This is a genomic window from Anaerolineales bacterium, assembly GCA_037382465.1.
Classification (GTDB): Bacteria; Chloroflexota; Anaerolineae; order Anaerolineales; family E44-bin32; genus WVZH01.
The window spans coordinates 52,899-73,449 of the sequence record JARRPX010000027.1; the positions used below are offsets into that span (position 1 = coordinate 52,899).

At 56.5% G+C, this 20,551-nt stretch carries 21 protein-coding genes; 5 read left to right on the forward strand and 16 right to left on the reverse strand.

All coding sequences use genetic code 11. The features are described from left to right. Position 1: 1 nt before the first annotated feature. The 6 genes from P8Z34_08915 to P8Z34_08940 form a co-directional block, all read right to left on the reverse strand. Positions 2 to 814, reverse strand: coding sequence for a hypothetical protein (locus P8Z34_08915; GenBank protein ID MEJ2550789.1), 813 nt, complete (start codon positions 812 to 814; stop codon positions 2 to 4). Positions 815 to 894: 80 nt separating this feature from the next. After that, a complete protein-coding gene (locus tag P8Z34_08920; protein ID MEJ2550790.1) occupies positions 895 to 1,500 on the reverse strand; it encodes a YcxB family protein in 606 nt (201 codons plus the stop codon). A gap of 38 nt (positions 1,501 to 1,538) precedes the next feature. Further along, entirely contained in the window at positions 1,539 to 3,851 is a 2,313-nt protein-coding gene (locus P8Z34_08925) for an aminotransferase class III-fold pyridoxal phosphate-dependent enzyme (GenBank protein MEJ2550791.1), read from the reverse strand. Next, positions 3,848 to 4,261 carry a GNAT family acetyltransferase gene (locus tag P8Z34_08930; GenBank protein MEJ2550792.1) on the reverse strand — a complete coding sequence of 138 codons (414 nt, stop codon included), beginning with the start codon at positions 4,259 to 4,261 and terminating at the stop codon, positions 3,848 to 3,850. Before P8Z34_08930 ends, P8Z34_08925 begins: the two co-directional genes overlap by 4 nt. Before the next feature lie 104 nt (positions 4,262 to 4,365). Continuing rightward, a complete protein-coding gene (locus P8Z34_08935; GenBank protein MEJ2550793.1) occupies positions 4,366 to 5,985 on the reverse strand; it encodes a hypothetical protein in 1,620 nt (539 codons plus the stop codon). Positions 5,986 to 6,072: 87 nt separating this feature from the next. Then, positions 6,073 to 6,588, reverse strand: a complete 516-nt coding sequence (locus P8Z34_08940) for a methyltransferase (protein ID MEJ2550794.1) — start codon at positions 6,586 to 6,588, stop codon at positions 6,073 to 6,075. A gap of 149 nt (positions 6,589 to 6,737) precedes the next feature. Here P8Z34_08940 and P8Z34_08945 point away from each other — a divergent pair, with 149 nt between their 5' ends. The 3 genes from P8Z34_08945 (at position 6,738) to P8Z34_08955 (ending at position 7,927) form a co-directional block, all read left to right on the forward strand. Further along, positions 6,738 to 7,352: a hypothetical protein gene (locus P8Z34_08945; protein MEJ2550795.1), complete on the forward strand. Its 615-nt coding sequence runs from the start codon at positions 6,738 to 6,740 to the stop codon at positions 7,350 to 7,352. 127 nt (positions 7,353 to 7,479) lie between these two features. Beyond that, on the forward strand, positions 7,480 to 7,692 hold the full coding sequence (locus tag P8Z34_08950) for a helix-turn-helix transcriptional regulator (GenBank protein ID MEJ2550796.1): 213 nt from the start codon (positions 7,480 to 7,482) through the stop codon (positions 7,690 to 7,692). Position 7,693: 1 nt separating this feature from the next. Continuing rightward, complete coding sequence (locus P8Z34_08955) at positions 7,694 to 7,927, forward strand: hypothetical protein (protein MEJ2550797.1); 234 nt, start codon at positions 7,694 to 7,696, stop codon at positions 7,925 to 7,927. Positions 7,928 to 7,931: 4 nt separating this feature from the next. On the opposite strand, the gene P8Z34_08960 is transcribed toward P8Z34_08955, so the two are convergent. The 7 genes from P8Z34_08960 to P8Z34_08990 all read right to left on the reverse strand — a co-directional run bounded on the left by P8Z34_08960 (position 7,932) and on the right by P8Z34_08990 (position 14,597). Further along, the gene (locus P8Z34_08960; protein ID MEJ2550798.1) at positions 7,932 to 8,708 is read right to left on the reverse strand and encodes a hypothetical protein; all 777 of its coding nucleotides are present in this window, start codon (positions 8,706 to 8,708) and stop codon (positions 7,932 to 7,934) included. Positions 8,709 to 8,799: 91 nt separating this feature from the next. Beyond that, complete coding sequence (locus P8Z34_08965) at positions 8,800 to 9,375, reverse strand: hypothetical protein (GenBank protein MEJ2550799.1); 576 nt, start codon at positions 9,373 to 9,375, stop codon at positions 8,800 to 8,802. A gap of 94 nt (positions 9,376 to 9,469) precedes the next feature. Next, positions 9,470 to 10,081 carry a class I SAM-dependent methyltransferase gene (locus P8Z34_08970; GenBank protein ID MEJ2550800.1) on the reverse strand — a complete coding sequence of 204 codons (612 nt, stop codon included), beginning with the start codon at positions 10,079 to 10,081 and terminating at the stop codon, positions 9,470 to 9,472. Between the two features lie 195 nt (positions 10,082 to 10,276). Next, entirely contained in the window at positions 10,277 to 10,960 is a 684-nt protein-coding gene (locus P8Z34_08975; GenBank protein ID MEJ2550801.1) for an isoprenylcysteine carboxylmethyltransferase family protein, read from the reverse strand. 483 nt (positions 10,961 to 11,443) lie between these two features. After that, a complete protein-coding gene (locus P8Z34_08980) occupies positions 11,444 to 12,160 on the reverse strand; it encodes a hypothetical protein (protein ID MEJ2550802.1) in 717 nt (238 codons plus the stop codon). A 122-nt stretch (positions 12,161 to 12,282) separates the two neighbouring features. Continuing rightward, positions 12,283 to 13,710 (reverse strand): hypothetical protein, encoded by a 1,428-nt coding sequence (locus P8Z34_08985; GenBank protein MEJ2550803.1) that lies wholly within the window; start codon positions 13,708 to 13,710, stop codon positions 12,283 to 12,285. Between the two features lie 44 nt (positions 13,711 to 13,754). Continuing rightward, positions 13,755 to 14,597 (reverse strand): hypothetical protein, encoded by an 843-nt coding sequence (locus P8Z34_08990; protein ID MEJ2550804.1) that lies wholly within the window; start codon positions 14,595 to 14,597, stop codon positions 13,755 to 13,757. A 456-nt stretch (positions 14,598 to 15,053) separates the two neighbouring features. Between P8Z34_08990 and P8Z34_08995 the strand changes: the two genes are divergently transcribed. After that, on the forward strand, positions 15,054 to 16,382 hold the full coding sequence (locus P8Z34_08995; GenBank protein MEJ2550805.1) for a DEAD/DEAH box helicase: 1,329 nt from the start codon (positions 15,054 to 15,056) through the stop codon (positions 16,380 to 16,382). Between the two features lie 50 nt (positions 16,383 to 16,432). Here the strand turns inward: P8Z34_08995 and P8Z34_09000 are convergent, their stop codons facing one another. Both P8Z34_09000 and P8Z34_09005 read right to left on the reverse strand, forming a co-directional pair. Then, positions 16,433 to 17,965, reverse strand: coding sequence for a choice-of-anchor Q domain-containing protein (locus tag P8Z34_09000; protein MEJ2550806.1), 1,533 nt, complete (start codon positions 17,963 to 17,965; stop codon positions 16,433 to 16,435). Between the two features lie 229 nt (positions 17,966 to 18,194). Beyond that, on the reverse strand, positions 18,195 to 19,061 hold the full coding sequence (locus P8Z34_09005; protein ID MEJ2550807.1) for a DNA alkylation repair protein: 867 nt from the start codon (positions 19,059 to 19,061) through the stop codon (positions 18,195 to 18,197). A 304-nt stretch (positions 19,062 to 19,365) separates the two neighbouring features. On the opposite strand from P8Z34_09005, the gene P8Z34_09010 reads away from it, so the two are divergent. Next, the gene (locus P8Z34_09010; GenBank protein ID MEJ2550808.1) at positions 19,366 to 20,001 is read left to right on the forward strand and encodes a hypothetical protein; all 636 of its coding nucleotides are present in this window, start codon (positions 19,366 to 19,368) and stop codon (positions 19,999 to 20,001) included. Between the two features lie 4 nt (positions 20,002 to 20,005). On the opposite strand, the gene P8Z34_09015 is transcribed toward P8Z34_09010, so the two are convergent. Then, on the reverse strand, positions 20,006 to 20,551 hold a 546-nt coding region (locus P8Z34_09015; protein ID MEJ2550809.1), incomplete at its 5' end, for a hypothetical protein.

Below are 20,551 nucleotides of genomic sequence, written 5' to 3' on the forward strand. Positions count from 1 at the left end.
ATTACTCTTCAATGAATCGGAAACTCTCCACCATCTGCGAATCGTAAGCTTTGCTGTATTCCGCATCAGCCGGGAAGTGATAGGACTGGCCGGTGCGCCAGGTGGCCGCCTTTCCCAGTTCTGGTGCGTAGATAAAGACGTAGCCGCCGTTAAGCAGGCATGTCGATTCCTCGATCGGTTTCCCGTCACCCTGCACCTGCACACGTATGAACCCGTTCCCCTCGACGGGTGTTTTCTCCCCCACCCTGAAACATCCCCCGTAGACTGCATCGACCAACGCCTCGAGATCATCCTCGGCGGCGACATTCCATACCACGATCTCCCAATAGAAGCTCGTCCCTTCGCTTGCCAGCATACGCTCGAAATCGTTCTCGACCCGCGCACAGCCATCGAATTCAGTACGGTAACCATTTCCGGAGGGAATTTGCGTGGGCAGTGTGAGCTCGGAGTAGTATTCGCTGGTAATGAAGACCCGGTCTTCCCCTTCGATCACCACGACGGGGACGACGCCACCCAGCGGCCGGTAGGAGCTGTCGGTCTCCGTATCGTTCCAGTAGCAATCCGCATCGAAACGGTAATGCTGCCTGGGAACGCGCATCGAAAAGCCCAGACGGTGATTGGTATATCGATTCCATTCACCGTCGATTTCCACGAGTTCCGATTCGCTGTTGGGTTCGGTAAGTGGGACGGTTGGCGCCGGATTCGATTCTTCCAGCGCGCCTGTCGCAGAAGGCGCCGCGACAGGATAAGTATCACAAGCCGCGAGGATCAAACTCAGCAGAACGAACAGGATGGGTTTCGGCAATTCATTCATTTCGATGACTTCGTTACTTCGTTTGGTTTTCAAACCACCTGACCAGTCTTAGTGAGGAAGATCCATCTACAGCGCGGGAATCACTCGATCTCGGAAACCGGTACTCCGCTTGCTTGCGCAAGGAAATCTCTGAAGGTCTCGATCTCGACCTGTTTCTCGATGATGCGGTCAGGAATGATTATGTTATTCTGGTTGTCGGTAAACAGTATAAACCCCTCTCGGTAAGCGTAGATTTTCTGGATGCGAGACCACCCTATCCAGGTTTTCCAATCTTTGAGATTCATCTGCACCGCCTGCGAATCGACGACGATCTCGTACCGCTCATTTTCAGCCTGGTTCCTGCGAAAAGCGCGTTGGATGCGCCAGCGGAGCAGCGTTTCATCGAGGTTGAGAATCGAGAAACCGAGAACGAGGATCAAAAAGCCGAGGATGATCGCACCGATTTTGATCAAATCGTTGACACCCGGATTTCCACTCACCTGTCTGAGCAGCACCGAGATGATGAACAGCAGGGCGAATTGGATCAGCTCGATCACGATGGCGGCGACCAGAATCACCATCAGAATCTTGCGAAATCTATAAAACGGGCGCAGTTTCTGACGCGCCGTTTGCGCGGATAATACATCGTCAATTTCCGTAGTGAGCACAAACGAGAATCTCTTACTCGAACCCGTATCTTCTTCCAAGTTCCTCTCCACTTTTCGCTGGGGTGCCGGCATCTCGCTCACGCGATCCCGGCCAGTTCGTCATCGATGCAGCGTAAGGTCATGTCCACGTCGTCCGCGGTCAGCACCATGGGCGGTTTGATCTTGATCACGTTGTGAAACGGACCGTCGGTACTGAGCAGAATCCCGCGCTCGTTGAGCCGCTGGACCAGTTCATACGCCTCTTCCGCGGCCGGCTCGAGCGTCTCACGATCGCGCACCAGCTCGATCCCAAGGAACAGTCCCGCGCCGCGCACGTCCCCGACGAGGGCATGCTTCGGCACGAGGCGCCGCAGTCCCTCCTGAAAACGTTCGCCCAGCTCGAACGCCCGCTGCTGCAGTTTCTCGTCTCGAATCACATCCAGCACGGCCAATCCGATGGCGCAGGAAACCGGGTTTCCGCCAAAGGTGGAAAAGAACTCCATCCCGTTGGCGAACGAAGCCGCGATCTCTTCCGTCGTCACGACCGCCGCCATGGGATGGCCGTTGCCGATGGGTTTGCCCATGACGACGATGTCGGGCACCACGTCCTGCAGTTCGAAGGCCCAGAAATGGCTGCCCGCACGCCCGAATCCGGTCTGCACTTCATCCGCGATGCAAACCCCACCCGCCTCGCGCACGTGCCGAAAAGCACGCTCCAAGTAGCCATCCGGCGGGACGATTTGCCCTCCGCACGACATCAGCGGCTCGACCAGGAACCCGGCGATCGGAGCATCCGCGTCCTGGATCACGGTTCCAACTTCATCACCATACGCAATCCCCGCTTCGCGTCCACATCCCTTGTGTGTCCCGCGATAGCCATCCGGCATGGGGACGACGTGCACCCAGGATTCGGTCCTGCCGCAGCCGCCTGGCCCCCTGAATTTGTACGGACTGAGGCTGATCAAATTCGCCGTATGCCCGTGGTAGGCGCCTTCGACCACGAGGAAATCCATGGCACCCGTGTGCGCCATGGCCAGACGCAAAGCCAACTCGTTCGCTTCGCTGCCTGAGTTGAGCATAAAAACGGTGGTGAGCGAATCGGGCAGCGTCGCACACAAACGCGCCGCATAGTCCGTCAGGCCGTCGTAGAGGTAGCGCGTGTTCGTGTTCAACTGGGCCATCTGGTGTTGACCCGCCTCGACGACGCGCGGGTGACAGTGCCCCACGTGGCACACGTTGTTGACCAGGTCGAGGAACGGCCGGCCGCGCCGGTCAAAGAGGTACTGGCCTTCTCCACGAATCAACTTGTGCGGATGACGGTAGGCAATGGAAAGCGCCGGGCTGATATAGCGGCTTCGCTTACCAAGCAGCTCTTGTTTCGAGGCGCCTGGGTTTCGGAGAGGATGGACGTCGATCGTCGAGGTCAATCGCTCCTCCGCCTCCGCGGGATCGATTGTGTAAAGCCGTTCCATCAGGTCCCAGGCACGCGCTTCCGTAGTGAACCAGGAGGAACGATCGGGATCGATGCGTCGTCGTTCCGCGGCGATGAGCACCGAAGTGCACAACCGTCCACAGATCAGGGGGAAGAGCACGCCGATTTCACTCTCGAGCAGCGGACGGATGGAATGGTAGCCCCCAATGATTTCGGCGCCGGCGAGCAAGGGATCGGGCCGATCGAGGACGGCATAGGCCATTGCAATGGCGAGTTCGTCGACCGTCGGATTGCGCAGCGCATCGCTGAAATCGAGCAGGCCCGAGATGCGCCCATTCCGAAGCATCAGATTCTCATCGTTGACGTCGCCGTGGATGATGCTCTGCGGCAAATCCGCGAGCCGGGGACCGGTGCACGCCGCATAGAAGTGGAACATCCACTCCACGATACGCCGCCGATTGGGCGCGCGAATCAAATCGATCGTGCTGCGGTGCTGCGCGGCCCGGGTCAGGTCCCAGGGATGGGTTCGCCGGGCGAGGGGATGTTCGAACGCGGCAAGCGCCAGGTCGACTTCAGCCAGAACCGCCCCCAGATTCCGGAGTTGGTCGTCCCCCGGGACTCCTGCCGCAATCCAGGGCGTCCCCGAGACGAACTCGAACAGCCGGGCGCGTAGTGTGTTTCCATCTTGCGTCCGGTAGGATGCCTCCTCTGCACCCGATCGGGTGGATATCTCCCTGGGTAAATCCAGTTTCACACCCGCGGCCTGCAGGTGGGCCACGATTTGCCGCTCCATTTCGAGTACCTCACTGGAAATACGCTCCGTTATGCGTTTGAGAACGTAGCGCCGGCCATCCGCCAGCGAGACGAGATAATTTTCATTTTCACCGCTGAGCGGCTTGATCTCGCCGTCCAGGCCGTATTCGGCTCGGACCAATTCGACGTAGGTTCCCAGGGACGGCTGCGAAAACTCCGCTTTCATTCCAGACGCTTTCCCATACTGAGGCGCTCTTCACTCTCGTATCCGAGCGTCCGGTAAAAATCGACGACGGCCGCGTTCGTCGCACGCACCTGAAGGTTCACCTTCGGGCAGCCAATCCCCGCCAGACCGGATTCCACTTGCCGGACCAACGCAGAACCGATCCCCTGCCTGCGGTAGTCCGGGTGAACGGCAACGTAGTACAGCCAGCCGCGGTGGCCGTCGTACCCGCCCATCGCGGTTCCCACCAGCGTCTCGTCGACGAGCGCAACATAGAACAGCTCCCGCTGTACTTCGAGCTTGCGCACGATGTCTTCCTCGGGAACGTTCCACGATGACGAATCGGGGAAAACCGTGCGCCACAAAGCGGCGACTTCAGCTTGGTCGGATTCGGAGTAGGTTCGTATTTCCATCTGCTGCTCTTTTCGGATGCGCCTGCTTCCTGCTAAAGCATCTCACCTCGACACCTGTGATCCGGTTCGCGACATCGGATCGCAGATTGTAACCCGGGACGGGATTATCGATTCTCGATCAGCTCCAGACTGTTCAGCGAATTCCAATAGTAGGAATAATAACTTTCATCCGGCAGGAGGGAATAATCCATGCCGAAGTAAAGGTTAAATAGAATCCGGAATGAATTGACAGGGCTGATCCCGGGATAGAGCGTGTCCGTGCTCTTCCCGGGAAAGCAATAGGCATTCAGGATCGAAAAAGTCTCGTGAATGGCCTGCGGTGAAGGGGACTTCCAGTCCAACAACGACCGCGGACCGTGATCCGCCTGTAAGATGATCACGGGAGGCGTGCCCGGCTTGGAAAGGATCGCTTCGACGATATCTTCCAATCTGCCATTGAGATACTGCAACTGTTCCACGTATCCCGTATGATACTCCTCCACACTTCCCTCAAAATCACTGCCGTCCATGTAGCTGAACGGCCTGTCGGGCAATTCGATCGTTCCATCGGGCTGGAACACGAACGGAAGATGGGGCAGGATGACGTGGGCAAATACAAACTTCGGGCCGGGAATGACGTCGAGGGAGGGCAGTGTATCGAGAATGTACCGCTGCCGGGCGATATGGCCGCTGTATGAAACGCCGAAGGCCATTCGATTGAAGAGGATCGAGATCTTGGCAGGGTAAACCACAATCGATTGCGAGAGCAAAATCGATTCGAAGGGATTCAAGCCGTGGATGATCGGATCGAGAAGAATATCGGAGGACGTGATGTCGGTCAGAGAAAAACCCGATTCGAACGTGACGATGTTGTACCCCATCTCCTTGAAAGTCTGCATGACCAGGTTCTGATTCAGATAGCTCGACAGTACACTCGCCGGGACGGTTCTGGGTTCCGTCTCTGGAATCACGTTCTGTACGTAATCGAGATTCAACGAAGTGATCAGACTCAAAGCAGTCTTCGTGTAGTTGGCGATACTGTCCCGAGCGACGTAGCAGCCTTCTGATTCGAGGAAGTCGAGAAAACCTGAATTGTCGTAGCCATAGATTTCCCGCAGCACATCGGCTCTACCATACGCGTCCAGGATCAGATAATACACATCCGGCAGCGCGGCGGCATCTTCTTTTCTTTCAACCTCGGTCGCCGCATTGGTGTTTCGCTTCGTGTCAAATTTCATCACCGTGACGATATGCCGGCCGATGAGGATCGCCGAGGTGATGATCGAGGAAAGCACGAGGATATTTATCAGCACATCCATCATCCGCAGCCAGGAGGCGCGTTTGTGGATCGTGAAAATGATCCCGATTACGAGGCAGAGCGGAACGAGGAACATGATCGTCAGCGCGATGCGATTCTCGTCTTCCTGAATGCCTGCGAACCTCGACCCGAACAAGGTGGTCAGCGCGGAGGTCATCCATGAAGGAATCCGTCCGGACTGCAGGAGACCGAGCAGAAGCAGCGAACTGGTAACCGCCGAGGTTTTCCAACCTTTCGAGATTTTCTTGATCCCGACGAACAAAATGGCTGCTAGAGCGAGATAGATCAGGCTGGGCCGTACGATCCAGGCCAACTCGACCCGATCCGCGTTCACACCCAGCAAAGCAAGCACGGGCATGAGTGCGACGGCCACGACCTGAAGGATGGCTGTGCATGCAGATTCTTTATATGTCGTTGTATCTTGCATGATCGTAGATGATAAAACAGAAGCGGCACGAATAAAAGCATCTGGGCGAAATCGGCCCCTCGTCAACGGACGCTTGCGGGTCTGGAATCAGAAAATGAAGGGTATGAACCTTTTGGTGGTTTCCATGTAATCCGCATACGGCTGGCCGAAGCGCTCGAGGTTGTCCGCTTCTTCCACCCATGCGGTGGCGTACATGAACACGACCAGTAAGGCCAGGATCAAGAAGCCGAATCCCGAAGGTGATTTCAAGAACGCCCCCAGTCCGAGAAGCAGCAGTGAAGCGTAGAGCGGATGGCGGATAAATCGGTAGGCCCCTGTGGTGACCAATTTCGTCGTATTTTCCAGGTCTTCTTCTGGCGCCCCCAACGAGCGGAGCATATGAAAGCCGTGAAGCGCGAGCAGAAGAGAGCCAGTGAGCAGCAGCCAGGAAACGATCTGCAAAGGAGACATCGGATCCAGAAACCAGGAGTCAGCGTTGAGAACGACCAGGCCGAGCGTACACTCGAAGGCGAAGTAACGTAAGAAACGGTGACGATGCGGCCGGCGCAGCGTGAAGATCAACAACGAGATCGAGAGCACGATGAAAAGGATGAAATACGTCATTCCGATATTGTCCCTTTCTTTCCAGACAAGGTCAAATGCGAATGGTACTCAGTTCTCGCATGACCAAATGCTCATTCCATTTTTCGGGAGTGATCGGTAATAATGGTAGGCAGTTTGAGGGGGGAAGATTCCAAGTATGTGGTGGTATCGTGCTGGATGACATTCAATTTTCAAAAAACCACGTTCAGACCAATGCCAGCTTCGTCAGCGCCGGCTGGGTTTCTGTGGGTTTCATCGCCGAGCAGCTCGCCAGGGAAGGATCGCGGGGCGAGATCGCTTTCGACGATGCTTGCATGCACCTCATCGCAGTGAATTATCTTCTTCACAACATGGGATTCTTCGCCGTCTCGAGACACGGCGCGTTCGATCTTAAAATCTCCCTCGAAACCTTATTGTCCGCTTGGAAGACGCACTGCCAGTCCTGGAACGACGCGCCTCCTCCGGCATACGTTTCCTCCGATCAATATTTCCGCATCACCGAAGCCACCGCATTGTTGGGTACACACTGGTGCATGAATCAACCCGGCAGCGATGAGCCGATGTATGGTTTGGTGCGCGGTATGAGCCTGATCTACCCCTCCTTGTGGATGCTTTCCATTCATTGGCTCGACCGAACGGAACCCGTCCACTTCGACCGCCTGGATTTTTCTTCGCTCGAAATTGCGACGGCAGGATTCAAGTTGGATCATCCGCACCATCCGATTTTCCTGCCCTATACCCCGGGTCTTCCACTTTCTTCCGACTCGGCACCGATTAACGGCTAGCCCCCAATCACCAACCTCCGTTCAGAAGAACTTCCATCTCTGCTGATGTAAAGCGCGCTTGACACGGCATCCTGTTTATGCTATCATTCGAACGTAAAGTCGGCTTTACAATGGAGAAAGGGAACCCATGGCAGACAAGGTCATTAACCGAATCAAAAAGTACCGACTCCGGCACGAAATGACCCAGGAAGATCTTGCCAACGCCGTCGGGGTTTCGCGGCAGAGCATCAACGCCATCGAACGCGGCCGGTACGTTCCCAGCCTGCCGCTGGCGCTGCGCTTCGCCCGTTTGTTCGAGACCTCGATGGACGATTTATTTCAACTTCAGGAGGAAGCCTAACATGGCAGAATATCTTAATGCGTTCTTGAATTTCTTTAAACCTGACGAGCGCTTCATCATGCATCGCTACCGGTCTTCTCGGTTTGCCCTGATCGTGATGGTGGCGATGATGGCCGTATGGTTTGAATACGAATACTTCGTAAACGACACGATGCGCTGGGATTTGTTGATCATCCTCAGCACAGCGCTGGTAGCCAAAGTCGGGTCAATGATCTATTACCGGCTCAGACAGTAAAACCTCAGGGCGTACACTCCGGGGGCGGCGTGCCGCTGTAGGTCGGGTTGACCGCCGATCCGGTCTGCACGAAGGCTGCGCCGTCCCAGGTGTACTCCAGGAACTGGCGGTTGCAGGGGCAGCAATTCGGTTCTCCGTACAGGTAGAGCGACTCCTCCATCACGATCGTGTCCCCGACTTTGCTCCAGGAACCATGAACGCCGTCGTCGGTATAGACGTTCGTCATTCCCGCGCCGTTCCAGACGTAGATCTTGAGCAGCAGCACAGCTCCCGAACCGCCGTACACTTCGGGGACGATCAACAACTTCTGGCAGCCGAGGAACTCGTAGTAGCCGGCTTCATCCTGGATCTGCTTGATCATCGGATCGCCGCCGGCATAATTCCAGACATTGACCCACGAAGAGCCATCCCAATTGTCCACAGAGACGGTCTTCCCCGACGCTCCTCCGTCCGTGATGCGCACGCGTTGGTACGTGCCGTCACAGTTCAGACTCACCCCACCCAGCGGCGGCGAATCGGTCGCCGTCGGCGTCGGACTGCCGGGCTGTTCGGTTGACGTCGGTGTGGGCGCCTCGACGGTCGGCGTTGCGGTTTGTTCTGCCGCCGCGGCGATCGTCTCGAGGGCGAACGCGGTCTGCGTTGCGGCGACGCTCGTTGCCACCAGATCGTCATTATGGATGGGCTCCGGCGTTGGCGTCGACGTGGGCAATCCGCACGCCATAACGGCGCCCACGAGCAGCGCAAGAACGATGATCGGGAATCGGACCGTACGTGGTTTCATACTGCCTCCTCACCCCTATTAACGGTTAACCTGCTTGGATGTGACAGGCGGCGACGCCATCGCAGCGGAAGATCGAAACACCGCACCGCATTCATCGCGCATCGGCCGGCCGTGTCAGACGTTTTCGCCCGAAGTAGAAGAATGCGCCTATTGCCACGTAAAGAATGCCAACGGCAACGATGATGAATTTCGGCAGCGCACACCAGCGGGCAACTTCCGGCCAATAGGCAAGCTTGGTCCCCAGCAGTACCCGGATCAGGGCGTAGTTCTCCAGGGAATCCAGCAGCCCTGCTCCGATTTGTGCCCAGGCCAAGATCAGTCCGAGAGACGACAGAACTCGGGAACGAGACGACAGAGCCCGCGAGATCAAGACGCATCCCAACCCGATACAAATTGCATAGGAAAAGAGAAAGAGATAGTCGAGACCCAGATTCAAGCCGGCGAACGTCTGGCCGGCCTGTCCCCAGGAAGCAACGATCGCCTCGGCCTTCTGCAGCGACCCCGCCAACTCAAAAGCCACGATCCCCGAAGGCGCTTCCGCGGTCTTCAATGGTGAACCGAGCGCTTGCAGGCTGGTTCCGATAGCGAGCGTCAAAATCAATGCGGCCACGAATACCGGCTTCTGCGCTTGTTCCGCAATCCAATCGAAGGGACTCTTCGGTTTCATCCCTCACTCCTCCCGATTCGAATTTCGACCCTGCCGCCGTTGTCACAAGCTTATAGCATTGTAAATGCACTGGATGGAATTGCAAAATGCAGCTTCATTTCCGTCGATACGTTATCACGAATCGCCGCACCGGCGGAACCTCATCGTCCATGAAATCCTGAAATGATTGCTCCACCAGACCGAGAGATGTAAATCCACCCAGCTCTTCCCGCGTGAGCGGCCAGGGAGAATTCCCGGGCGGATCGTCACCATCCCGGCCGCGAGCGACGAGCAGCAACGTTCCGCCAGGCGCCAGGAGAGCGGCGATCGCCGGGATTGCCTGCCGGCGGAGTTCTTCTGGCAGTACCTGCAGCGTGTACGATTCGAGTACGAAATCGAAAGATTTTCCCCACGCCCTGGGGATCCGGAATAGATCCGCAGCGACATATTTCACGTCGGATTTCGGAAACCTGCGGCGGCACCAGCGAATCGCGGTGGGTGAAACGTCGAACGCCGTGGTCGCGAAACCGCGCCGCGCCAGTTCCTCGGCGTCGTCCCCCAATCCGCACCCGACGACCAGCGCCTGTTTCCCCGCGCCATCGACATCGTTTCCATCCAGCCAGCGGACCAGATTCGGATTTGGAACCAGGTCGGCCCAGGAGATGGCCGCCGGATCACTCTGCGCCTGGACGTACACCGACTCGAACTCGTTCAAGGAGTTATCCACCAAGATCCTTCGATCTACAGTATCCAAACACCGACTTCGGGTTATGAATAGAACAACCTGGGAACCAGATTAGCTTCGCGAGTTTATTGGCGATTGTAGCCAAGCGGGGAGAAGATGCAAGCATGAAAACACGATCCACTTCGATGGAAAGATCCGACGTGGATCGCGAAGTCTTCGGTCCCTTCGTGCTGGGAATTACCAGATGCCCGGCAGCAAGCGGTAGCGCACCCGCTCGGTATAAGCTTTATAGCCATCGAGTTCGTTTTGCAAATCCCGATCCTCGAGCGCCGTACGCAACACGAACAATCCTGCATTCAATACCCCGATCAGGAAGGCCCACCAGGATGCCAGCAGCAGCGGCAGGCTCAATTCGTACAATATCGAGCCCACGTAGCCCGGATGGCGCACGAAGCGGTATGGCCCGCCGCTGGCGACGGCGTGCTCACGCTCGGTCTGAATGCGCACGATCTGCGAGAAGTAAGCGTTCGATCCCGTCGCCCAAACCACCAGCGCGTAGCCGGTCCCCGCGGCAACCAGGGCAGCGATTTGCAGCATCGCGGGGAACTCTCCCGACCAACCAAAGCGCCGATCGAGTCCGGCGACGACCAGTCGGGCCAGGGTCGTCATCCCGATCACCCCCATGATGGCCGTGTCCCAGGATTTACCGCCTTTACGAGGACCCAATCGCTCGGCCAGCAGATCCGGATTGGTGCGCATGATAACCACACCCGTTGCGATGGTCCATACGAAAGTAATCGCAACTACCGCCCAGGCCGGCCACCAGGCGAGCGTGCCGGCCGACCAGAATAAGGCCACGCCGAGGATGATCGTTCCCATCGTTTCTCGGATGGCAAAACGCAGCAACAGTTTATCCTTCATTGCTTCCATCTCCTGATTCGAGTACGACGCTATTTTTTACAGCGCTAGTTGGCGAAGATGATTTCCAGCAGATTGCCCGGGTCGTCGGACCCTTCGAGCGTTTTCAGATTGTAAATTTCGGTATGGCCGCATTTCCGGCACGAAACATAAGCATAGCTACAGAGCTGAATCTCGAACAAGCGAGATAGTCTCGTGCACGACATGGCCAAACGCTCGACGTGTCCACCACGGCTGCCGCATTTTTCGCAAATAAAAGCTTCGCTCAACTGAACTTCGGTGTTCGCCTTAGATCCGCCTTCCTCAATCGCTGCGGATAACGTTTGGCTACAAACGTTTTTTAGATTTAGGGGCAGTATACTATACCGGCAGGAAGCTGCCGGAAAGGAGGCTGTCACGTGGCTTGTACGATGAGGAACAAATTCCAGCCTTCAAGCAGGAAAATTGTGGGGATTGCGCCTCAGCAACAGCAGCCCCGGACGCCCGTTAATCCAGCACGAAGGATTCCCCGATCGTGACGAATGTCGATTGGTAGCGAGACCAATCCGATTCGTCGACGTACAGCGAAACCACCCAAATCCGGGTACCATCGGCATAGAAATAGATATATTCCTTGACGGGTTGTGAATAGACAACCTCGCGCACCGTGAGGCGCCCGGCGGGCAAGCCGTTGATTTCGAGATTGCATTCCGACTTTTCGATTTGGATGCCAAGCGCTTCGAAGTAAGACCGGACTTCAGTACACACGTCCTCGACGTCCACAATGCCGTACTGATATTGAAATTGAACCGTGATCCCGGCGAGCCAGATACCTTCATCGTCGGAATCTTCGGCCTCGAATTTGACCGTATCCCCCGCGAATTGCTCTTCGAGTACGTTCCAACGTTCTGGCAAGATAATGTGAAATCCGAGTACCCCGTGTGCCATCCAACCCGCCGGCGGCGGCGTCGAAGTCGGTGTGGGCGAAAACTCCGAAGTTGGCTGGACCGCCTCACCAGGGGTGGATGTCGCCGTTGGCTGTAACGTCGGGGTCGGCGTGTAGGTTGGCGGGAAGGTCGGTTGCACTCGAGGGGATCCGCTCACGGGTTGGCTGTTTCCACCCTGGCTGGAACCCGTATTCTGGCCTAAAGCAGGAATGTCACAGGCGATTGCGGCGCAGGTCAACATGATAAAAATTAAGAGAAGGGATTTCTTTGCGTTCATGCAACAACCTCGTTCGAGCATTACGGAGCGCTGTGCTGAGACGATTATGGCGATCGAATGGTGCACACTCTAACCCACTCTACGATAATTCGCAAGGTTCGGACGATAGGTCTTGCGGACCATCACTCGGATTGTGTGTTCAGAACACCATCCAGATTCGGAGTCCACACGTTCCACTGCACCCGGTCGGCCATCTCAGCCACGCCTGCTAATGGCACCGTGCGCGCCGTCAATTCATCGGCAAGTCTCCCCGGGAAACCCCACGACTCCGCTTCCGCGTACCAATCCACCGGTTCGGTGTTGGCGTCGTTGTCCGGGAAACCGAGATCGCGCGAAGCGCCGGGATGGATTTCCGCCTGCACGTAGGCCAGGTCGCAGTTCAGGCGCGTCCACAGCCCTGCCGTCTTGTGGAACCCGTCGTAGGCTTGACGGATGTGGGGTTTATCCGGCGCCGTCTGCACGTGGTCGGCGGAGGCGAAAGGCAGCAGCACCCGCAGCTCGGGCAGCTTCTCGCCGATCAAGCCGTAGTTGTTCACCGTGATGCGGTAGGGCCAGAACTCGGCCGTTTGCTCCGGTGTAGCCAGGTCGTCCGGCCAGTCGGCGAGTGTGAATACGCCGTTATCTACCAAGGCCTGGGTCAGCGCATGAGAAAACCAGCGCTGTCCGTTGATGTTGGGTCCCTTATTATCCAGCACATAATCCTGCCCGTCAGGAACTTCGAACAGCGGGCGGCCTTCGGGGAACGACGCATTCTGTATCCAGGACAAGTGGGAGTAATCGACGCTGATGCTCGTGGGCGTGTAGCTCTCGTGATGATAGTAGGGATTGTAGATGGGTACACGCTGGTCGTTGAAATGGCCGATCTCGAGCGGATACATCTCCGCCATGGTGGGATTCTCGCGGCCGACGAAGTATTTCAACCCGGTCAGGCTTTCCCCGTAGTACGCCATCACGTTCGTGGCCACCACCCCGGCGTGAGAAGAAGCGAACATGCCGACGTTCTCGTAAAGCGGTTGCACGCGGATCAGCTCATGAAGAAAACCCCCGTCCACGTCCGGGATGACGCCCAACGCGAAACGGATGGTGTCGCGCAGCGCCGCCAGGCTGTCCGGTCCGCCGAAATCGAATGTGCCCTCGCTGTGGACGCCACTCTGTGGATCGGTCTTTCCCGGCCACAGATGACTGATCGAAATCGCCCCGACGTCAACGGGATTGAATTCCAGGTGGAAAGGTGTATTTTCGAGATTGTACTTGTCGACGAACCAGGTGGAGGCCACGACTACGACCGGCGCGCTTTCGCCGTAGCGCGGTTCGGCGGGCACGTCGATGCGCACGGCGATGCGGCCGTTTTCCGCACATTGAATGTAGGTGTAGACGACGGCCCCCGGGCCAGCGCTTTGCGCTTCCATCGCTCGGTCGCTGTCATCTGATGCTGCAGCAGGGATTGGCGCTTCAGCGTCCGTCGATGTGGCCAGGGGAAGGTTGCAGGCTGCCAGCAAGGTCAAAATTACAATCGACATAAAAGCCAAGTATGTATTTCGTATTTTCATGAATGCATCTCTCCCACGGTCTTCAGCCTGAAGCGGTCATTGAACTACCTGGACGGCTGAGCCTCGGATCGCATCACCCCGCGCACGAAAAGACCGAAAGGGATGAAACAGATCAACCCCATGACCGAAACTACGATTACGTCGACGAGTGAGAAATCGGCGGTGGTAATGAGCGGCTGGATCAGCAAAAAGGCGATCAGCCCGATGAAGAGCATGTTGGCTTGAAACAGCAGTCCCAATGCAACAGGATAGCCAAAGGCTCTCCGCTGCCACAGGCTGGCGCCACCGATGATCAAAGCCGGGCTCAAGAAGAAATCCGCGACGTTCACGGCCATGTCGGTTTCGGCAATCGGCACGCCGCTGCCGAGCGCCTCGACCGTCAGGGCAAGGACACGCAGCAGAAACAGCGCGCCCATACCCATCAAGACGCCGCCAGCCAGGCGTTCCGGCACAGCGCCGCCGAGCCGTTGTCGAACAGCCTGCGCATCGATCGCCGCGACGAGTGCGATCATCGTGTATACGCTCATGCTGACCAGCACGAGATGCATCAGGAATGATAAGCCCGGCGGCATGACAAAGACATACACGAGATAGTTGTAGAACACGAAGAACAGCGCACCCGGCCAGAAGAGCAGCCCGATCAATTTCCCCCGCCAAGTAAGCCACATAGAAACGATCAAAATCGGCAGACCGATGCACAGGTTGACCACGTCGTTCGGCAGGAACGATTGCAGCAAGTCATCCGTCGGGTAGACGACACTGCGATTGAGGATTCCCGAAATTGAGGCGGCCGCCACGAGGATCGCAATGAGTATCGTGCTGACGGATATCAATTTGAGGTATTGCTTGATCGGCAATCGTGTGGTTTTCACCCTGGACGTATTCATAAATGTGCCTCCTTATCATGGAGTATAGATTTATGTACCTACTCTATTCTCGTGCAGGAAAAAAGCATAAATGTCTCGTTCGGATTTACTGTCGTCCTTACTCAAGGGAAACGTACACGGGGCATGATTGGAACGACGGATATCGTCATGCCGCCAACGAGAGTGATAACGAAGGATTTCATAGTGATCTTCCACAGCGAAGGTCACGCGAAGATACCCCTCTTCATCATCCACCCCGTGTCAGTGGCGATGCTCTATCAGATGTGTATCTCCATCGGATTGAGGAGACAGCATTGTTTTCAACATGACCTTGAATAGCAGAATCACGCCACAACTGATATAATTCCACTTTGGTTCTGCGGACGATAGATTTGCCGCACCATTAAAAACGTACTAAGTAGATCATCATCGGGCTGAGAGTGTGACTTGGCTCAATGGAGTCAAGGAGTACTTTCAGTGAATTTCGAACATTTTTCTCTCGACCCGCGCATTGCCTCTCAAATCGAGGCCATCGGTTTCACCACACCCACTACTATTCAGCAAGAAGCAATTCCACCCGTCCTCGAAGGTCGGGATGTGATGGGTATCGCCCAGACCGGGACCGGAAAAAGCGCAGCATTTCTCCTGCCGATTCTGCAGCGATTGATCACAGGCCCTTTGCGTTGCGTGCGGGCGCTCATCGTCGCACCCACACGCGAACTCGCTGAGCAAATATATCAAATGAGTATTGACTTTGGCAAAAACACCAAAGTACGGAGTGTATCCATATACGGTGGTGTGAGTAAAGTCAATCAGGTCTCGCGCCTGAAGCAAGGCGTAGAAATCGTCATTGCTTGCCCTGGACGCCTGCTCGACATCGTAAGTGATGGCGACATCGATCTTTCCCGTGTAGAGGTGCTGGTACTGGACGAAGCGGATCGCATGTGCGACATGGGTTTCCTGCCCGATATTCGGCGCATCATCAAGCTGCTCCCGCCCCGACGCCAGACACTTTTCTTCTCAGCGACGATGCCAAAAGATATCCGCAATCTAGCAGACAGCATCCTCAAGGATCCGGTCACCGTTCAAATTGGCAAGATTGCTCCGGCGAAGACTGTTTCACACGCCCTGTATCCGGTGCCCAACAATCTCAAGAAAAACCTTCTAATGGCACTGTTGGAACAAACAGCCACCGGCCGCGTGCTGATCTTCACCCGCACGAAGTATCGCGCCCGCAACTTGGCGCGTGATTTGAAAAAGCGCGGCTATCGCGCAGCCGAATTACAGGGAAACATGTCGCAGAATCAGCGTCAGAAATCGATCGACGGCTTTCGCAATGGAAAATTCGATATTCTCGCCGCCACCGATGTCGCTGCGCGCGGCATTGACGTGTCGGAAATATCGCACGTGATCAACTTCGACATCCCCGATACAGTCGACGCCTACACGCACCGGATCGGACGCACCGGTCGCGCCCACCAATCGGGCGAAGCATTCACCTTTGCAGGACAGGCGGACGAGCAGATCATACGCGACATCGAAAAATTATTGGGCACTCGTATCGAAAGGCGGCGTTTACCGGATTTTAATTACGGCAGTTTTGTGCCGGAAAACCTGTTCGATAAGAGTCAGTCCAGTCCACCACGAAAGAGACAGCCACAAATCAAGCCCAATCAATCGCCCAGGTATGCTCCTGGCAATAATGGGGGCAACGGGCATGCTCGCAGCAGCAATACTCGTGACAGACATGCGAGCCATAACGCCGGGGGAAATTCCCAACGCCGCCGTTCGCAACGGCGAAAATAAGGATTCGCCAGTATGTCACCTGCAGAAAGACGCCGGCGGAATTCTTGACTTCACCTCGCCCCACGATTTGCATCAAACTCGTACGCTCCCATGTCGCATTGCGCATCACCATCACCATCTCCATCGACTGGACGATCCAATCCCAACAGGTCAGTCGCCGTACAGATCGCGTCATCGGCCGCGTCGATGGCCGGGCTGCCTGACGCCGGACTCATCCTGAAGGCAAGACCGAAGAACGGCCCAGTCAGACGCGGGTCCTGGCACTTGTCGTGATTGCCTGAGATGACATAGGCATCTTCGCTGCCGCAGGTGAATTCCTTGACCTGGTGAACGAGGTTGTAATCCGAGTCGAGTCGTAAACCGTCACAATCTTCCTGATAGAACAGGAAGGTGCTATCACCGGGATCGAAGAAGTCGGCGTCCCCCAGAAAGATGTTATTGCGAGCTTCGATGCGTTCCGAGCCGTCGCAGTTATATCCCTCACGCGGCCCGGCGTAGATCAGACCATCCCCTAAGCCGTAGAACGTCGAGTTGATAATGCTGACCTGCTCGCCGCCGGTAAATGTGATTTCCAGCGCATTGCCAAGCGCCCGGCAAGGATCGACGTTAAAGGTAAAGGGCTGATCATCGAAAAACGTACAATTGCTTACCAGCAGGCTGTTGCTGAGCGTGGTCAAACCCGTCACTTTAACCGGGTTGCCGGCATTGCCTTCGGCGTGTACGCCATTGAGTATGACCGTCCCGCCTTCGCTGTGATAAAGCAGGTCCAGCCCATCGGAAGTGTTGTGCAGGAAACTCGCATTCTCGATGATCCAGTCGCCGCTTGTGGCTCCGGTACCGACTCCGTCGCCATATCCGCCCGCGGATTGCCCCCAGCAGCCTACAGGCTCCTGTTCCGGATAAGTCTCACCGCATCCGTTCCACTCCACGAGCCAATGGCGAAACGCCAGCGTACCGGCGTTCGAGTCGTCACCTTCGATATCCCCATCCCAACCAACCCAACCATTTGCGGCGATACGCACGTTTTCGACCGTCCAATCCGTGAGTCGTCCGGCCAAAATCCCGCTGCTCGCCAGGCCATGAATGTTCAAATCCTTGAGCAGCACCTTGGTCGAGTCCTGTGCATAGAGCCCGATCGAGGCCCAATCGCCGTAGGGCAGATCATCCCGATTGCAGGCCAGACCACCCGAATGGAACTCGACACAATCCGAATGATCGGTGATTTCCAAACAGGCGACCACCGCATTGCTTGTATCCGTCAGGTCGACGATCTGCCACGGGCGGCCGGTACCCCACAACTCGGGCGGATTGTCGCATCCGCTGTCCCATCCCCGGCCGACGATGCGAGTGGGCCGATTCGGGCTGGGACCACTGGGCACCGGCGGCATACGGCAGTCAAACGATCCTTCTTCTTCGCAGTCATCGCTGCCCGGGGCACCATAACCCATACGATAACTGCCCGTCCCGATCACCAGCGTACTTCCGCCCCCGATGCGCGGCGTTCCGCCGGGCGGCAGCGCCCGGAAGGGATGATCCCAGGCACATGCTTGCTTGCTGCCGCTTCCCGGGTAGGCGGCGTCCACGAACCCGCTGCATTCTTCGGGTGTTCCGCCATCGGGCCGTACATAGTAGGTGTTCTCATCGGGGGTTGAAGTATTACTATTGAACGACGCGCTTGTTCGTTCCGAAGCGAGGGAAACATCATCAAGCCGAGATGTTGTATCGCCCCTGCAACCTGCCAAAGCCAACGGAGCGAAAAGGATTATCGTCCACCAGGCAGATTTCCGAATCTGTATCATCATCCTTCCACTTTTAGGCTGTTTGCAGTTTTTGGATTGCACTTTCAACAGAACGTCGATCTTTTGCACTCAAGGAAGGATCGGCCGCCCATTTTTCATAGCGTGGCAGCAGCGCTTTAAATTCCGGCAGAAAGCCGGGCGTCATACTGCGGATCACGTCGCACAGCGCCCAGGTGGCTGTTGGATCTTGCGGGGGAACGTGACGCTCGAGGAATTCACGTACAAGATCGATCGAGCCGCGGCTGCACAGACGAATGGCGAAGCTGACGGCCTTCTTGACCTCCACTTCCGCATCGAACAGCAAACGCTCCGCCATTTCCAGGCACTGCTGTGTATATTCCGGGCGTTTCATCGGCAGACGGCCCGCAACGGTGACGCCGGCTCGCCGCACCCACTTGTTCTCGTCCGCCAGCCAGGGCTCCATGGCGCTCAGCCACGCTTCGGGTTTCTTGCGCACGATGGGCTCGAGGGCGTCCATCGCCAGCCGGTCGGCGTCCTCCCAGGTGATGCAGGTGCGGCACATCTCCTTCAGCAGAGGCACGATCTTCTGCGGAGCGGCCAGCTCCATGGCGCCCAGTGGGATCAGCCCGACGACGCGGCCTTCCCGGCCGTACTCGTCCCACAGCGAGCGCGTCAGCGGGATGAAATCGTCCGCCCGCTTGCGCACCGCTTTACTCAAACCTTTGCCGATGGTTTTGAGCACCGGAATGGGAATACCGACGGTTTCCTGCTGCTGGCGCAGTTCGGCCTTGATCCCCGCAATGCTTTTCGGTTCGAACTGCAGCCAGAGGTCACGCAGCGCGTCGGCGGTTTTGGTCGGTGAATTGGGGTCGTACGTAGCCAGGATCGGTTCGAGCTGAGCGGTGATGTCTTCATTCATTAATGATTTTCTCCTAATTTATTAGGCTTGATTGGTCCAACCTCACGGCCCATGCTTCACGACGCTGTAAAGATAGATGTTACTCGTCTGAATCTATAATCGTTGTCTTTATCACGCAAGAGTAGGATTTGGAGAATTCATCTCATTCATCGTAAATAATAAAATCTCACGAGCTAGGTGAATGACCCCCTTGCAGCCCTCTCCCACCTACCCTTGGTTCAGCCTTCTAAATCCTGGTTATTCTATTCAAAGAATAGGGTATGATAGATTCGGCCGGTCACTCGGAATTGGAGAGTTCATGAACATGCGTCTCAGAACGATTGTCATCTACTGTACGCTTCTGGCCGGATGCGTTTCATGCAGCCAACAAACCACCACTCCGCCACCTGCCGCCACGCCCACTGCAACGACGATTCCGCAGCCACAACCCGCACCCACGGCACGGGCTATTGAAAGTCAAACCGATTCATCCGCCGATGAATCCCTGGAAGACATCTGGCGCTATCCAGTTCAAAACGCGATCACCCTCTTCACCGCCTGCCAATACATGTTCGAGACTCAATACGCGCATCAACAGGGAGACATCGATCTCGAAAAAGCAAAGACCCAGTGGTCCATCGAATCGGACCTGCTCGTTTTCACCGTTTGGGATGTTCCAGCCGCCTACCACAGCGACGCGACGGCGACGTTGATGCTTCGCCTGGAAGACAACATGCGCACGTTGATCGAGTTGATCGACGCCACGGACGACGAAGATATGGGCAGCGCGGAAACCAGGGATGCCCTGCTGCCGATTTGTACGAAACTGCAGGACCTGCAAACCGAAGTCGTATTTGCGGCCATGGACGCCGGCCTGAGTGAAGCCGCCATCGAGGAGCTCGATCCTTCCGATTCGGAGTTGTTTACGGATTTCTACGATCGAATCTCGACCACGGAATGAACGATCACGGCCCGGATTCAACGACGGTATGCAGACCGAACGTTTCCAGATCGTGCACGGCCCGTTCCGGGTCGATGATGTGCCCCATCATGTGCACGCCGGATAGGCCGTTGAAGGCGCCAGCGAGATATTGATCGATGAAGGCGACCATCGCTGCAGCGGTGCTGTAGTAGTTGTCCTGATGATCGAGCAGTATTCGTACGCGACGCGCTACGCCATCTCGCTCCCCATCTGCCTCCAGCACGATGGCGTATCCGGGTAGATCTCCCTTCATGAACTTCGATGCGCTCAACACGATGCGGGCCAGCACGCGCCAGCCCAGGCGAGGTCGGATACCATCCAGGAACACAAGAATCTTGCTCACCAAATAGTTCAACAATACATTAGGAATCGCCCCATAAACGCCTATTTCCTCGACCCCCAAACGATCCGGGATATCACGCATTTCCGCCAGGTCGAGCAGCGTGGAAGGACGCCGTCCGTAGCGCGGCCCATAGTCGATCGTGGTGCGGTCCTTTCCCAGAGGACGAAACTGCCACTGCCCGTCTTG

Bases quoted from the DNA above. Each gene is read 5' to 3' on its own strand.
- P8Z34_08915 (MEJ2550789.1), bottom strand. From the start codon at position 814: ATGAATGAATTGCCGAAACCCATCCTGTTCGTTCTGCTGAGTTTGATC.
- P8Z34_08925 (MEJ2550791.1), bottom strand. From the start codon at position 3,851: ATGAAAGCGGAGTTTTCGCAGCCGTCCCTGGGAACCTACGTCGAATTG.
- P8Z34_08930 (MEJ2550792.1), bottom strand. From the start codon at position 4,261: ATGGAAATACGAACCTACTCCGAATCCGACCAAGCTGAAGTCGCCGCT.
- P8Z34_08935 (MEJ2550793.1), bottom strand. From the start codon at position 5,985: ATGCAAGATACAACGACATATAAAGAATCTGCATGCACAGCCATCCTT.
- P8Z34_08940 (MEJ2550794.1), bottom strand. From the start codon at position 6,588: ATGACGTATTTCATCCTTTTCATCGTGCTCTCGATCTCGTTGTTGATC.
- P8Z34_08950 (MEJ2550796.1), top strand. From the start codon at position 7,480: ATGGCAGACAAGGTCATTAACCGAATCAAAAAGTACCGACTCCGGCAC.
- P8Z34_08955 (MEJ2550797.1), top strand. From the start codon at position 7,694: ATGGCAGAATATCTTAATGCGTTCTTGAATTTCTTTAAACCTGACGAG.
- P8Z34_08960 (MEJ2550798.1), bottom strand. From the start codon at position 8,708: ATGAAACCACGTACGGTCCGATTCCCGATCATCGTTCTTGCGCTGCTC.
- P8Z34_08965 (MEJ2550799.1), bottom strand. From the start codon at position 9,375: ATGAAACCGAAGAGTCCCTTCGATTGGATTGCGGAACAAGCGCAGAAG.
- P8Z34_08975 (MEJ2550801.1), bottom strand. From the start codon at position 10,960: ATGAAGGATAAACTGTTGCTGCGTTTTGCCATCCGAGAAACGATGGGA.
- P8Z34_08980 (MEJ2550802.1), bottom strand. From the start codon at position 12,160: ATGAACGCAAAGAAATCCCTTCTCTTAATTTTTATCATGTTGACCTGC.
- P8Z34_08985 (MEJ2550803.1), bottom strand. From the start codon at position 13,710: ATGAAAATACGAAATACATACTTGGCTTTTATGTCGATTGTAATTTTG.
- P8Z34_08990 (MEJ2550804.1), bottom strand. From the start codon at position 14,597: ATGAATACGTCCAGGGTGAAAACCACACGATTGCCGATCAAGCAATAC.
- P8Z34_09005 (MEJ2550807.1), bottom strand. From the start codon at position 19,061: ATGAATGAAGACATCACCGCTCAGCTCGAACCGATCCTGGCTACGTAC.
- P8Z34_09010 (MEJ2550808.1), top strand. From the start codon at position 19,366: ATGCGTCTCAGAACGATTGTCATCTACTGTACGCTTCTGGCCGGATGC.